The organism is uncultured Rikenella sp. (assembly GCF_910579375.1).
Taxonomy (GTDB): domain Bacteria; phylum Bacteroidota; class Bacteroidia; order Bacteroidales; family Rikenellaceae; genus Rikenella.
The window spans coordinates 1-14122 of record NZ_CAJTUJ010000014.1; the positions used below are offsets into that span (position 1 = coordinate 1).

Annotated in this window: 10 protein-coding genes; 8 read left to right on the top strand and 2 right to left on the bottom strand. The window is 56.3% G+C overall.

The annotated features are described in order from the left end of the window. Positions 1-549, top strand: a 549-nt coding sequence (locus QZ302_RS02710; protein ID WP_294592196.1) for a restriction endonuclease subunit S, incomplete at its 5' end; no start/stop codon positions are given. Positions 550-1271: 722 nt separating this feature from the next. Here QZ302_RS02710 and QZ302_RS02715 read toward each other — a convergent pair. Beyond that, positions 1272-2195, bottom strand: a complete 924-nt coding sequence (locus tag QZ302_RS02715) for an AraC family transcriptional regulator (protein ID WP_294592199.1) — start codon at positions 2193-2195, stop codon at positions 1272-1274. 134 nt (positions 2196-2329) lie between these two features. On the opposite strand from QZ302_RS02715, the gene QZ302_RS02720 reads away from it, so the two are divergent. From QZ302_RS02720 to QZ302_RS02750, 7 genes are all read left to right on the top strand, one after another. Then, positions 2330-3310: a metallophosphoesterase gene (locus tag QZ302_RS02720; RefSeq protein WP_294592201.1), complete on the top strand. Its 981-nt coding sequence runs from the start codon at positions 2330-2332 to the stop codon at positions 3308-3310. A gap of 315 nt (positions 3311-3625) precedes the next feature. Next, the gene (locus QZ302_RS02725; RefSeq protein ID WP_294592237.1) at positions 3626-6328 is read left to right on the top strand and encodes a sugar-binding domain-containing protein; all 2703 of its coding nucleotides are present in this window, start codon (positions 3626-3628) and stop codon (positions 6326-6328) included. Positions 6329-6341: 13 nt separating this feature from the next. Beyond that, positions 6342-9092 (top strand): hypothetical protein, encoded by a 2751-nt coding sequence (locus QZ302_RS02730; protein WP_294592203.1) that lies wholly within the window; start codon positions 6342-6344, stop codon positions 9090-9092. Further along, entirely contained in the window at positions 9083-11404 is a 2322-nt protein-coding gene (locus QZ302_RS02735) for a beta-galactosidase family protein (protein WP_294592205.1), read from the top strand. Before QZ302_RS02730 ends, QZ302_RS02735 begins: the two co-directional genes overlap by 10 nt. A 27-nt stretch (positions 11405-11431) precedes the next feature. Next, a complete protein-coding gene (locus QZ302_RS02740) occupies positions 11432-12043 on the top strand; it encodes a sugar-binding domain-containing protein (RefSeq protein ID WP_294592207.1) in 612 nt (203 codons plus the stop codon). A 41-nt stretch (positions 12044-12084) separates the two neighbouring features. Further along, positions 12085-12456: a hypothetical protein gene (locus QZ302_RS02745; RefSeq protein ID WP_294592209.1), complete on the top strand. Its 372-nt coding sequence runs from the start codon at positions 12085-12087 to the stop codon at positions 12454-12456. Between the two features lie 33 nt (positions 12457-12489). Beyond that, positions 12490-12912, top strand: a complete 423-nt coding sequence (locus QZ302_RS02750; protein WP_300601191.1) for an alkaline phosphatase family protein — start codon at positions 12490-12492, stop codon at positions 12910-12912. A gap of 28 nt (positions 12913-12940) precedes the next feature. On the opposite strand, the gene QZ302_RS02755 is transcribed toward QZ302_RS02750, so the two are convergent. After that, on the bottom strand, positions 12941-14095 hold the full coding sequence (locus QZ302_RS02755) for a Wzz/FepE/Etk N-terminal domain-containing protein (RefSeq protein WP_294592214.1): 1155 nt from the start codon (positions 14093-14095) through the stop codon (positions 12941-12943). Positions 14096-14122 lie beyond the last annotated feature (27 nt).

A 14122-nucleotide genomic window follows, 5' to 3' on the forward strand; every position in this document is an offset into this window, starting at 1 on the left:
GGGGGGGGGGGTAGCCTATTCGACTCCAACTGGAAAGCTTTTTATTTTACCGAGGTGTTTACTGAAATTCAGCGGGGTAAGCGACTCAAGAAAGCCGACCACACAACGGGCCGGATACCTTATGTATCTTCCACGTCCCTCAATAATGGCATCGATGGATTTATCGGTAACGATGGTGGCGTAAGAAGGTTTGAGGATTGTTTGACGTTGGCTAATAGCGGTAGTGTCGGCAGCGCTTTTTACCACCGATATGCTTTCGTCGCCAGCGATCATGTGACGAAATTAAGGCGCGAGGGGCTGGATAAATATGCCTATCTGTTTATGATTCCGATTATCAATAGATTATCGGAGAAATACGGCTTTAATCGGGAGATAAACGATGAGCGTATAAAACGTGAGAAGTTATTGTTGCCGGTTACCGATCAGGGCGAGATAGACTTTGCCCGGATGGCTGCTTATATGAGAGAGGTTGAGCGGGATATACTCGATACGACGCTTAAGGTCTTCAAAGAGCGGATAAACAATGAGAAAGTGGCAAGGAATGAGTAAACCGGGAATTCCGGCAACTCGACCGGCCCGTATCTGCACTACTCGGTCAAATTTCGCGAAACGTTTACCGATCCTATTCCCTTTTGTTACCTAATGTTCGATTATCTTGAAAGAGTGTCGCTCCTTGAAAAAGTTCCGTTTTTTTGCTATATTTTGATGCGGTCTGAAATTACTTATCTGACGGTTGACAGATGAAAAAGAATCCGTGCGAGGTGTGGGCAATGGATAGATAAGAAATTGGTAAGTCTTGCCCACGGTCGCTATAAGTTCAAATTGTACGGGCAGTTAGATCAAAAAGGCTGACCGTGTCGCAGCCTTGTTCGTCTTTCGATAATAGGAGAATGTGTTGCAGGTCATTGCTACGCAGCCTCTTAATTTGTCGTACTTTTAATTGATAACCGGATTCTATCAACGTACGGTACCCCAAAGACCGGGCTGGCACGGTCAAAGCATCCCGCAGGGATACGCTCTGAAGTTTGGCTTCGTGTTGCCTTCGTCTTCCTCGTGCTACCTCTGCATAGCCCGTAAACGGTCTCTGCTCTCGGAACGCTACCCGGTTCCTCCTCGCCGCTCGGCAATTTGCAAACTACGTTTGCATTGCCCTCGCTGGCAGCGTCGGTTTTCCGGTTCTCTTAAAAGTACTATTATTTATATGCCAATCATTGGCTACGAGCCGGAACCATTCTTTTTGGAGACTTGGCCCGAAAAGCGTGGAGATACGACTATCCTTTCGGCCGGCGACGGTATTCGGTGGGGGATATGCCCATTATCGAGGTGAACAGACGGCTGAAGTAGTAGGGATCGGCAACGCCTACTTTGTGGCATATCTGATTTATATGCAGCGAAGTGAAGTCAAGCAGCTGACAAGCGTGTCGTATGCGCAGCTGCTTCAAATATTTCATGGGCGACTGTCCGGTGTGTGAGGCGAACAGATGGCTGAGATAACAAGGCGAGACATGGACATGTGCCGCCATATCAGTCAGCCGAAGCGGTTGTTCGATGTTTTCCGTCATGTATCCTATCACGGCATCCACCCTGCTTGATTTGTCCCTGCCGGCCATGTCGCCGGCGGTCATTCCTGCCGCTCTGTAGCGATCCACCTGTTTCAGTGTCGAGAGGAAGTATATCAGCGTGGCACACGAGTATATCAGAGACTCGTGCGAGTACCCGCGTTCGAGTGTGGTCATTATCTCCTCAAACAATTCGATCCGGTTGCTTATACGGCTGTTCGCATCAGAGTTCAGCAGCGTAGGCGCTATCGTCGGAGGTGCAAAAAGGGAGGCCAGCGACCCCTTGTAGTGAATCCAATATATTGTCCAGGGGTCGGAATCGTCGGCGCCATAGGCGTGCGGTCGCCCGGCCGGAAGCACGAAATAATGATTGGATCTGACGTCATAGTGTTTCCCATCCACCGAATACCATCCCCGCCCCGACCGGCAATAGATCTGCACCCACTGCGATATCGGCACGTCACGTTGTCGGCAATGGTTGTCGGCAGCGGGGTAATAACCGATGTCGGTGAAGTGGAGCTGAGCGCCCAGAGGATGGCTCTCCAGCTCGGCCACACAGGCCGGCGGAAGCACGAAGGCCCGCTCTCCGATAAATCCATCTTTTTTTGAATCATAACGAGACTTAGGGTTGATCATCCCTCGCGGGGATAGCGAAAATCGCAAGAATATCCATCAAACAAACATAAATGGCTATTTTAAGTTGTTCGACAGATCTGTATTTTTGTCAGAATGATTTGACACACTGTCATGATCGTATAACATAATAATCCATGGAAAAAAGATTTTTGCGGTTGTTGGTCGCCATGGCCTCCATTGTCATGTCGACTCCGGCAGTCCGGGGCGTAGAGCCGGTTAAATTTGCCATCGCCTCTGATTTTCATGCCCCGGATGTGCCCGGCGGGCTTGAGCGCGTTGAGGCGTTTGTCGACCATGCCACGGCAGAGCAGGCGGATTTCATTATCGAGCTCGGCGATTTTGCCCGGCTCGACAGCGCCAACCGCTGCTACCTCGATGCTTGGAACCGCTTTCCGGGCTACCGCTACCATGTGATCGGGAATCACGACTGCGACAGCTATGCCAAGGAGCGATACGCCGCCGGCATTGGCATGCCCGGTCGTTATTACTCGTTTGACCGAGGCGACTTCCACTTCATCGTTCTCGACAACAACAACTGGGCCGACGGGCAGGGTAACATTCATCCCTACGACCACGGCAACTACTATGGCAAGTCAACCGACTGGATGGATCCGCAGCAGATCGAATGGCTCAAACGCGACCTGGCCTCGACCGACAAGCGGTGCGTGCTGTTCTCCCATCAGAGCATAGACTTTCGCCTGAAAAACGGCGAAGCGGTGCGTGCGATTCTCGAACAGGAGAATAATCGCGCAGGCTTCTCCAAAGTGGCCCTGGTGTTCAGCGGCCACGACCACAGCAATTATCATCGCGAAATCAACGGCATAAACTATGTGCAGATCAACAGTGCGTCATACGTATGGATCGGCAAGGACACCCGTTCCGACAAGCGCTTCCCGCCTGAAATCAACAATCGCTACGGCCTGATGAAATACTCGATGATGTATGAGGAACCGCTGTGGGCCGTTGTGACACTCACCGGCGAGGGTGCCGAAATACGCGGAGTCAAGTCGCGGTTTATCCCGCCTTCGCCGGAAGAGGTAGGCATCACGGAGAATGTCGACGGGCTGCCGCTCACCCCTTCCATCGAAGACATAACGATACGCTTTGGCAAATAATCAACCGCCACGAACTATTAAGAGCGCGGTTTTATCCCTTGCCGTCATCCCGACAACATTTCCACATTGGCTTATGACGGGGCCGTGAATCGCGACACTCCCGGCCGTCGCGATTCCGGCGAACCCGTAAGAAACGACATCCGCGGGTCAGACCGGCCCGACGAGGCCGCGACCGGCGCCGACACGGCGCGACACCTTTCAGCTCTGTCGCCGCCAACGGCAACCCGCTTGTGGCGCGCCTAAAGAAAGGTTCCTCCGCCGACTAACCCCACACTTGTACTTGTCATCACCGTGAAAATCAAATACTGGAGCCTTATAGCTGCCGCCGTATGCGTATCGACCACCGCGTCGGCAATCGGGCCGGCGTCTGACACCCTCGATCTCGGAGGATTGTGGCGATTTCAGCTAGACCCGATGGATTTCGGCAAAACGCCCGGGTCGGAGTTGTATCTGTCGCGTCTTCCGGAGACGATCATCTTGCCGGGCACGACCGACACCGGCGGCAAAGGTATCAAAAACACCGCGGCTTATGTTGACCGGCTGAGTCGCAAATTCGAATACAATGGCCCGGCTTGGTATCAACGTGAAGTCACCGTCCCTGCCGACTGGGCCGGCGCGGCATTGGAGCTCGAGCTGGAGCGCTGCCATTGGTTTTCAACAGTCTATGTCGATGGCCGCAAAGTGGCCGCAGGCGAGCGCCTGAGCACCCCTCACCGCTGGTACCTCAGCGACGCACTGACTCCGGGCACCCACACGCTGACCATCTGCGTTGACAATCGCGCGCCATTCCCGATGGACCAGTGGAACCACGGCACTACCGAATACACCCAGACCAACTGGAACGGCATCATCGGAGATATTCACCTCGTGGCGCGGCGGGCCATGCACATCCGGGATATTCAGTTATATCCGGATGCGGCTTCACGCTCGGTCGATGTCAGGGTGCGGACAACGGCCACGACGGACGGCGTACTGACCCTTGGCGTTGACGACCCTGCCGGCAAACAGGTGGCGGCAAAAACCGTGACGGTAACGCCGGGCGATTCGTTGTTGACGGTCAATATACCGCTTGGCCGCGATGCACGCCTATGGGACGAGTTTGATCCGGCGCTCTACCTCGTCACGGCCTCTCTCCGCTCCGACGCGGGCATCGACCTCCGCTCCGAGCGATTCGGTCTGCGTAGCGTGGAGCAAGGAAGCCATCATATCAGAATCAACGGTATCGACCGTCATCTTCGCGGCACTCTCGATTGCGCCGTATGGCCTCTCACCGGTTATCCATCGACCTACAAATCGGATTGGCTCCGGATCATGCGTACTATCCGTGACTACGGCATGAATCATGTGCGTTTCCACAGCTGGTGCCCTCCCGAGGCTGCGTTCGATGCCGCCGACGAGCTCGGCCTCTACCTGCAGGTAGAGTTGCCGATGTGGATCAAGGATGTCGGCCGGCATCCCGACCGCCGCGACTGGTTCGAGCGCGAGATGTATGCCATCCTTGATGAATATGGGAATCATCCGTCGTTCGTGCTCTACTGCAACGGCAACGAAAACGAAGGCGATTTTTCGGTCCTTGAGGACCTTATAGTCAAAGGCAAGGCCCATGACCCGCGTCATCTTTATTCGGCCAGCACAGCCCGCACACACACACCGTCCGACCAGTACTATGTCTCTCATGTAACCGCCAAAGGGTGGATTACGGTATATGAAGGCCGTCCGGCTACCGATTGGGATGTCAACGCGGCAAGCAGCATAGATGTCCCCGTCATCGCGCATGAAACCGGCCAGCGCTGCATGTATCCCGATTTCGAGGAGATGGCGAAATATACCGGCGTGCTCGAGCCGAGAAACATGGGGGTGTTCCGCGACCGACTCGCCCGCAGCGGAATGCTTCATCAGGCCGGAGATTTCTTCAAAGCCACCGGCGCACACACCGTATTGCAATACAAGGAAGTCAACGAAGCGTTGCTGCGCAGCGACCGTTCGGGCGGCTTCCAGCTGCTCGGCCTGCAGGATTTTCCCGGCCAGGGCAGTGCGTTTGTCGGCCTCCTCGATGCTTTTTGGGAGAGCAAGGGGCTTGTCTCTCCCGAAAAATACCGCGAGTCATGCGCTCCCCGGGTGCTGTTGGCCAAGATGCCCAAACGGGTGTATTCATCCTCCGAGCCATTCGAAGCCTCGCTTCATATTTATAATTTCGGTACCTCCGATCTCCGCCAGGGCCATACAGACTGGCGCATCGAGGACGAGGCCGGCAACCGCGTCGCCTCGGGCCGTGTCAGCCACGACCGCGTCATGCGGAGCACCGTCGATTCGCTCGGCCCTATCAAAGCCGACCTGACGGCAGTCGGTGCTCCGGGGCGATACACGCTCCATGCCGAGGAAGGCGACATTCACAACAGTTGGGACATCTGGGTGTATCCGGAAGCCGATACGGTCGAAAGCACCGTTTTTGTCACCGACCCCGACGAAGCGCTTGCCCGTTTGGCCCAGGGAGAGGCCGTGCTGCTTGTTCCGTCCGACGCCCCGGGGCGTAAAACCCGCTTCGCGTCCCATTTCTGGACCCCCATCATGTTCAACTGGGACCCGATGATCGTGGGCACGCTGATCGACGACCGGCACCCCGCATTCGGGTCATTCCCCACCGACATGTATGCCGACTGGCAGTGGACCGACATCCTTGACAATGCCCGGGCCTTGAATCTGACGGATATCGGACCGCTGACTCCGGTGATACAGAGCATCGACACCTACGAAGTCAACCGCAAGCTCGGCATAGCGTTCGAGGCCAAGGTGGGGAGGGGCCGTCTGTTCGTGCTCTGCGTCGACCCCGATAAAAATATCGACCAACGCCCGGCCACACGTCGCCTTCTTCGGTCAGTGTCCGACTATGTGTCCGGGCAGGCGTTCAATCCTGCTTTTTCGCTTGAACCGCACCAGGTAAAGGCCCTGTTCGCTCCCGCGGCCGAGACGGACGGCAGCGGCACTTCGGATGCAATACGCCAGCTGTTGAACCAATAATCGACTTGATGACATGTACCGTTTCCTAATCACCACTCTTCTCTTTGTCGGAGCCGTCTCAATGCTCTGCCATGCCCGTGAGCGCATCGACCTGGCCGGAGAATGGAAAGTCGAACTGGGCGGATATCCAGCCGCCACCATTACATTGCCCGGCACGACCGACGCTGCGGGATTAGGCCGCCCCGACACGCTGCGGCCCGCACTGAAGCAGCCGCAGCTGCTGTATCTGACCCGTCGCCACCGCTACGAAGGCCCGGCCACTTATTCACGCACCTTCGAGCTTTCCTCAGGCATGGCAGGAAAGCCTCTAGAACTGACTCTGGGGCGTGTGTTGTGGCGCAGCGCCGTAAGCATCGACGGCACACCGGTAGACGGTGTGGGCGAGAGTCTTTCCACGCCTCATCGCTTCATCATTCCCCCGTTAAGCGAAGGTCCCCACACCATCAGCGTCACGGTCGATAATAGCGAGCAGTATGCCGTGAGCAACGGCATGGCCCACTGCTACACCGACCACACCCAGGTGAAGTGGAACGGAATACTCGGCGACCTCTCTCTCTCTGTTGTGCCGGACATAACCATCTCATCGGCAAGAATCTATCCCAGTAACGATCTCGAGGCGGCACGGATAGTACTGACAATAGACAACAATTCCTCATCGGCCAAACAGATACGCCTCGACTGGGATATTGTTCAGCTGCAGGGCACCTCCGACGGCAATGTCCCCCGCACAGGGCAACGCAAAGCGAAACTGAAGACCGGAGAGAACACCGTGGAGTGGACCGTAGCCATGAAAGGCGCATCGACATGGTCGGAGTTCGATCCGGCTCTGTACCGCCTGAGAGCCTCTGCCGGGGCTGACACCATAGCCGAAACCTTTGGCATGAGGTCGCTTGAAAGCCGCGACAGGCAGTTGCTGGTGAACGGGCGCCCCGTGTTCCTGCGCGGCACTCTGGAGTGCTGCATATTTCCGCTGACCGGCACACCGCCCATGGATGCCGAAGGGTGGGAGAAGGAATTCAACACCCTGAAAGAATGGGGACTGAATCATTTCCGCTTCCACTCGTGGTGTCCGCCCGAAGCGGCTTTTGAGGTGGCCGACCGCAAAGGCGTCTATCTTCAGATAGAACTTCCGCTGTGGAACGATGTGCCCGAGGGGCCAGAATCGCTGCCGACCAAGCGGTTTCTTCTTGCAGAATACAAGCGCATAATCGAGGAATACGGCAATCATCCGTCGTTCATGCTGATGACGGCAGGCAATGAGCTCAGCACAGACATCGGGTGGATCACCACCCTGGTAGACACGATGCGCACCTCCGACCCGCGGCACCTTTACGCCGCCACGTCTTTCTGCTTTGACCAGGGGCATGGAGGTCATCCCGAGCCTAACGACCAGTTTATGATTTCACAGTGGACCGACGACGGCTGGGTGCGGGGCCAGGGAATGTTTGACATGGAATCTCCCACATTTAATCGAGATTATTCTTCGGCTATGGCTCCGGCTACCGTTCCGCTCATTTCGCATGAAATCGGCCAATATGCAGTCTATCCCGACCTGAAAGAGACAGGCTTGTACATCGGTACGCTGGCACCCCGCAATTTTGAGGCCGTGGCGGCTGACCTGCAGGCCAAAGGGAGGCTACACCGGGCAGAGGATTACCTTCAGGCATCGGGCCGCCTTGCCGCTCTGCTTTACAAAGAGGATATCGAGAGAGCCATGCGCACTCCGGGCATCAGCGGCTATCAGCTGCTCGGCCTGCAGGATTTCCCGGGTCAAGGCACAGCCCTTGTCGGACTGGTCAACGCGTTCTGGGATTCCAAAGGAGTGGCTTCTCCCTCATGGTTCCGCCAGTTTGCCGCTCCGGTAGTTCCGCTGGCACGATTCGACCGTGCTGTCTACAGTGAGCATCAGCCCTTTGCAGCACGCATTCAGGTGGCGAATTACAGCCCGGCCGATTTGGCCGACGCGCATGTCCAGTGGACAATAACCGACAGCAAGGGAGACACCGTCACTTCCGGCACAATGGATCGTACCCCGCTGGTAGTCGGACTCAACGAGGCGGGCAAGTTAGAGATAGCCCCGGGCCGGCTGAAAGGCCCCGACCGCATGACGCTGAGCATTACAGTGGAGACCGGCGATAAAAGCTATGCCAACAGCTGGCATATCTGGATCTATCCCGATCATCCGGCCCTCGACACCGCAGACATAGTGCTCACCCGCGATATTGACGAGGCCCTGGCGGCTCTCGCAGAAGGACGGAAAGTGTTACTCTCGCCATCAGCTGATTCTATCGTCGGAATGGCGAGCCATTTTGTTCCGGTATTCTGGAGCCCGGTACATTTCCCGAATCAGGCTGGCGGAATGGGACTTCTTGTCGCAGCCAACCATCCATCTCTTGAACTGTTCCCTACAGAAATCCACACCGACTGGCAGTGGTGGCATCCGCTGAAACGCGGCCGCGTGATTTTCAGCGATTCTGTCGCAGGAGCAACACCGATCATAGAGGTTGTCGACAACTTTACCAACAACCGCGCACTCGGGATGCTGTATGAAGCAAACGTAGGCAAAGGACGCCTAATCATCAGTGCATTCGATCTGCTTGCCCCGGAATTGGCTTCATCGGACGATATCGCCAGTCGACAGCTCCTTGCAAGCATCCTCGCATATATGCGTTCCGAGCGTTTCGTCCCCGGCGGCAATCTCGCTCCGACACGTCTCAGAACTATCGCAAAACAAAGCAAAACGAGCCAAAGGACATGTCAATAAAAAGAACCCTTGCCCCGCTGGTTTTTCTCCTGCCGCTTTTACTTTCCGCCTGGCAGTCTTGGGGCGGCAAGGCATCCACGTTCGAGGCCGGCAAAGGCTTCTTTATGCTCGACGGCAAGCCTTTCGTGATCAAAGCCGCCGAGCTGCATTATCCGCGCATCCCCCGCGACTACTGGGAGAATCGCATTCAGTTATGCCAGGCGCTGGGTATGAATACAATCTGCCTGTATGTGTTCTGGAACGCCCACGAGGAGGAGCCCGGCAAGTTCGATTTCACCGGCAACAATGACCTGCGCCACTTCATAGAGCTGTGCGCGAAAAACGGGATGAAGGTGATACTCCGCCCCGGCCCTTATGTATGCGCCGAGTGGGACATGGGCGGCCTGCCCTGGTGGCTTCTGAAGGATCGCGGCCTGAAGCTGCGCGACGACAATCCCGCATTCATGGAGCGCGTGGCGCTCTTCGAGCGGCAGGTGGCCGAGCAGGTCGGCGACCTCACTGTCGACAAAGGAGGCCCCATCCTGATGGTACAGGTGGAGAACGAATACGGCGCCTATGGCGTCAATAAGAAATATGTCGGCGAGATCCGCGACATGCTCCGCGAACTTTACGGCCCGTCGGTGGTACTGTTTCAGTGCGACTGGTCGTCGAATTTTCTGCTTAACGGCCTGGACGAGACGGTTTGGACACTCAACTTCGGCACCGGCGCCAATATCGACGCCCAGTTCCGCGCCCTGAAAGAGCAACGGCCCGACGCGCCGCTCATGTGCTCTGAGTTCTGGAGCGGATGGTTCGACCGCTGGGGCGCGAATCATGAGACCCGCGACGCCTCGGTGATGATTTCGGGCATCGAAGAGATGCTGTCCAAGGGCATCTCGTTCAGCCTCTACATGACTCACGGAGGCACCAACTGGGGCCATTGGGCCGGCGCCAACTCCCCGGCCTATGCCCCCGACGTGACCTCGTACGACTACGACGCCCCCATCAGCGAGAGCGGCCAGACCACACCCAAATACCACGCTCTGCGCCGGGCGCTTGCCGGCTTCTCCGACAAGAGGCCCTCGCCGATCCCTCCTGTCATAAAGGCGGGAAAAGTCAAGCCGTTCGAGTTTACGGAGTATGCTCCGCTCTGGTCCAACCTGCCTGAGCCGGTGCACTCCGACACCATCGCGCCGATGGAGATGTTTGACCAGGGATATGGATCGATTGTCTATCGCACCATCCTGCCCTCGATCGATGAGTCGTCGGTACTCGACATAGACGAGGTGCATGATTATGCCCGCGTGTTTCTCGACGGCAAATGGATAGCCGACCTTTATCGCCGCAACTTCGACCGTTCAGTCACACTGCCGCCTATACCTGCCGGCGCGCGGCTCGACATCCTCGTCGAGGGGATGGGCCGGGTGAACTTCGGGGGCGCAATGAAAGACTATAAGGGCATTACCGACCGAGTCAGCCTGACCATTGACCGCGACGGGCGCAAGTTCACTTGCGGCCGTCGCGAGTGGGATGTCTATTCCGTTCACGACCGCTATTCTACCTATTCCGCCATGAATTTCGAGCCGCTGTCCGACCACGCGGCCCGCACCCCCGGGGCCTACCGCGCCACCTTCACCGTCAAAGGCCGGCCCAAAGATACCTTCCTTGACTTCTCGACCTGGGGCAAGGGCCTGGTGTATGTCAACGGCCACGCCATCGGCCGCATCTGGGAGATCGGTCCGCAGCAGACACTCTACGTGCCCGGCTGCTGGTTGAACTCAGGCGACAACGAAGTGATTGTCTTCGATATTCTCGGCCCGACAAAGGCAGTGTCGGAGGGACTGGACCATCCTGTTGTGGACTGTTTGCGGCTGCCGTCGCCGGAGATCCATTCTGACAGCACCGCTCTCGGACGTTTCGACGGCGCCTCCCCGGTTGCCGAACGCACTCTGACAAAGGTCAACGGATGGCAGACCATACGGTTTGACTCGATAGCGCAAGGACGGTATCTTATGCTCGAAACCGATGGCGATGACGTGACATCGATTGCCGAAATCCACCTTGCCGGTTTCGACGGACGGCGCCTGCCGCGGGAAAGCTGGAAAGTCCTGTATGCCGACAGCGAGGATACAGCCTCAGGCAATCACGCTGCCGACAAGATTTTCGATCTCCAGGAATCGACCTACTGGTCAACCGAGAAGGGTACACCGGCCCCTCATCGTGTGGTCATCGATCTGGGCGGTGTTGCATCGACGTCCGCCCTGCAGCTCCTGCCGCGCATGGAGTCTGGGGCGCCCGGCCTTCCCTCCGCCATAAAAGTCTTTGTTCGTTAAGCCTCAATTTTCTATACCATTCATATAATGGATATCATAACCCGGGCGGCTGTAACGCTCGCAGTGCTGGCCTTCTCGGCCATCGATTGCGAGGCATATTCGGTTTATTCTTTAAATAGCTGGAACATACCCTCTTGGGTGAATGGAGTCAAGTCGCATACCATCAATCTCAACGGTAAATGGGACTTCAAGTTTTCCCCCTCTTCCAAATGGACAAAAGTCAATGTACCCGGCGAGCTTGCCATGCAAGGCTATGGTGTGGCCCATGACGAGGCGGTGATTTACAAGCGCACAGTCAATATCCCCAAGGATTTTGCAGGACATAAAATCATTTTACGTTTCGACGGTACATACAGCTACGCCACTCTAATCGTGAACGGAAAGACTGTGCGTGAACATCGCGGAGGTTTTAGCCGATGGGAGACTGATATTACCCGTTTTGTGCAGCCGGGCCGCAAAAACATCATTGAGCTGCGGCTGGTAGACCCCGTGGAGGAGATATCGTATGCGTCGGGATATGCCCATCATCCGGTATGCGGTATCTTGCGCGATGTGACGCTGTATGCGGTTCCGGCCGATTATATCAGCAATCTTAAGATAGAAACGGCTCTTGACTCCGCATATCGCGTGCAGAACTAAAAATCAACTGTGATTTCGATGGGCAGGAATCTAACGCCTGGGTGCCGGCCTATGGCTCGCGTCCCGAACAGGAATGGGCGCGTGACACACATAACTATTACTATTGGGCTGACAAAGGAGCGGTTTGCGACAAACCGCTCACAAGGGTAGCCAAAGCCCTGAAAGAAAATATCTATTGGTACACCTTGAATCAGGGCCGGGAATTGCCCTCGCTCTCCGTTGTATCGCCCGACGCAGAAGTAGCCTGCCGCATCTCTAAAAATGCCTCTGGAGTTCTCACCCTATTTGCCGACAATCGCTGGAATTACCCGGAGATAGCATGGGGCAACTACTGCAAGGCGCTCACGGCGCTGCCATGCTACGGTCAAATTCGTATCATCTTGGGGAACAACCATCATAATATGGATAGATGACGGTGATCATTTATCAAGCGTCGCCTCGTGACAATGGCTGCCGCATCAGGGACCGCCGCCATGCCGCAAGGATTGATGGCCATGTCTGAATCGAAACCAAAGAAAGAGGGAGAGGAAAAAGCCGCGCAACAACACCGAAAAGTACTGATGCCCACTCTTGACGGCATCCGTGTTGACGGATTCAAAAAGGCCTGTACGCCAAACCTCGACAGAGTGTTCGCAGAAGGTGCCCCGTCGACTCCAACGAGAGTGGGCATGCCCTCATTCGCCCAGCCCAACAGGATGAGTCATCTTAGCGGTTCCGGATCTGAAATCCACGGTGTGAACCGTAACGACTGGGCCGAGCTGATTAATCCCTACAACCGTCGCACCGCCAACTTCCGTTCCGCCTCGATCTGCTTCGGCGATTTGTATAACTCCGCCTTGAGCCGGACTGTAAACCGCACCCATTCTTAATGTTATATCGGCAGTGAAAACCGCCTGTTTATGCCTGAAGCTCTGCAGAGTTCAAATCCGTATCTGTGCCTGCCTCCGAAGCCGAGACCAGCAACGACTTTCCGACCACAATCCCGGTTGCGATAAATGCACCCAGAAAAGCGAAACCCACCAGGAACAACATCTTGTTCGGAGCCGCCGGACGATCCGAAACGATAGCCGGCTCGACCACCGTTGCAATCGGCGTCTCCTCCTGCAACTTGATCTTCGTCACCTCCACCTGCGACGCCGTCTGATTGTAAACATTATACGCAATCTCCCGCTCGTTGCGCAGCCGCTCGATCCGCGTCCGGAGCGCCTCCGAACTGATCGTCCGGTTCTGATCCACCGCCGCCACCAGCCGGTCCTCCGCCTCGTAGTATCGTAACTTTGCCTCCGCATTCTGACGGATATTCTGTTCCAGATCGTTGCGCGTCTTTTGTGTCCGGTAAGCCGTCATGTATCGTTGGAGCTTCATCACCAACGAGTCCGCCACCACCGCCGCCACCAGCGGATCCTGCATCGTCACCTTTACCTCCAGCATCGACGACTTCTTGTCCTCCTCGACCTGCAACATTTTGTTCAAAGCCCCCACGAAAGAGCGGTAAGGCGTCGGCAAAAAGAACAAATCGACCGAATCCAAAGCCGGTAATGCCTCCTCTTCCGCCTTGTCCCGTCCGATCGAAGTCACCCAGCCGATCGCCTGCCCCGGGAAAGCCGTGATGTACTTCCACCACGCCCGTTTTTGATGCTCCGTCACATAATCGAACAGCGACATCTGCACCCCCGTCTCGCCCTTCGGTGCCGAGAGCGTGACCGGAATTTCGGCGAACTCCAACAGAAACGGCGTGCTCCGAACGATTTCCGGGAAAATAGCCGCCGTAATCCCGTCATTCCCCGCCCCCTGGCTCAGGTTGATCCCCGCCATAGCCGCCAAACCGGCCATCCCGCCTCCTGACTGGGAGCCGTTTTTGCTCTCCGGAGCCAGTTTGATGGTGGTGACATAGCTCTTCGGAATGCTGAACCCGATGATGAGCCCTGCCGCCCCGCCGATCAGGGCATATTTCACGATACGTCGCCGCGCGTCCCACACCCGGCGGAGCAGATCCAGCAGGTCGATCTCTTTATTGTTGTTCGTTTCCGGAGCAGTCGTTCCTTGAGTCATGATTCCCGATAGAAGAAGATAACGATA

What these genes read in the sequence shown, in the direction of transcription:
- QZ302_RS02715 (WP_294592199.1), bottom strand. Translation starts at nt 2,195, where the DNA reads ATGATCAACCCTAAGTCTCGTTATGATTCAAAAAAAGATGGATTTATC.
- QZ302_RS02720 (WP_294592201.1), top strand. Translation starts at nt 2,330, where the DNA reads ATGGAAAAAAGATTTTTGCGGTTGTTGGTCGCCATGGCCTCCATTGTC.
- QZ302_RS02730 (WP_294592203.1), top strand. Translation starts at nt 6,342, where the DNA reads ATGTACCGTTTCCTAATCACCACTCTTCTCTTTGTCGGAGCCGTCTCA.
- QZ302_RS02735 (WP_294592205.1), top strand. Translation starts at nt 9,083, where the DNA reads ATGTCAATAAAAAGAACCCTTGCCCCGCTGGTTTTTCTCCTGCCGCTT.
- QZ302_RS02740 (WP_294592207.1), top strand. Translation starts at nt 11,432, where the DNA reads ATGGATATCATAACCCGGGCGGCTGTAACGCTCGCAGTGCTGGCCTTC.
- QZ302_RS02750 (WP_300601191.1), top strand. Translation starts at nt 12,490, where the DNA reads ATGGCTGCCGCATCAGGGACCGCCGCCATGCCGCAAGGATTGATGGCC.
- QZ302_RS02755 (WP_294592214.1), bottom strand. Translation starts at nt 14,095, where the DNA reads ATGACTCAAGGAACGACTGCTCCGGAAACGAACAACAATAAAGAGATC.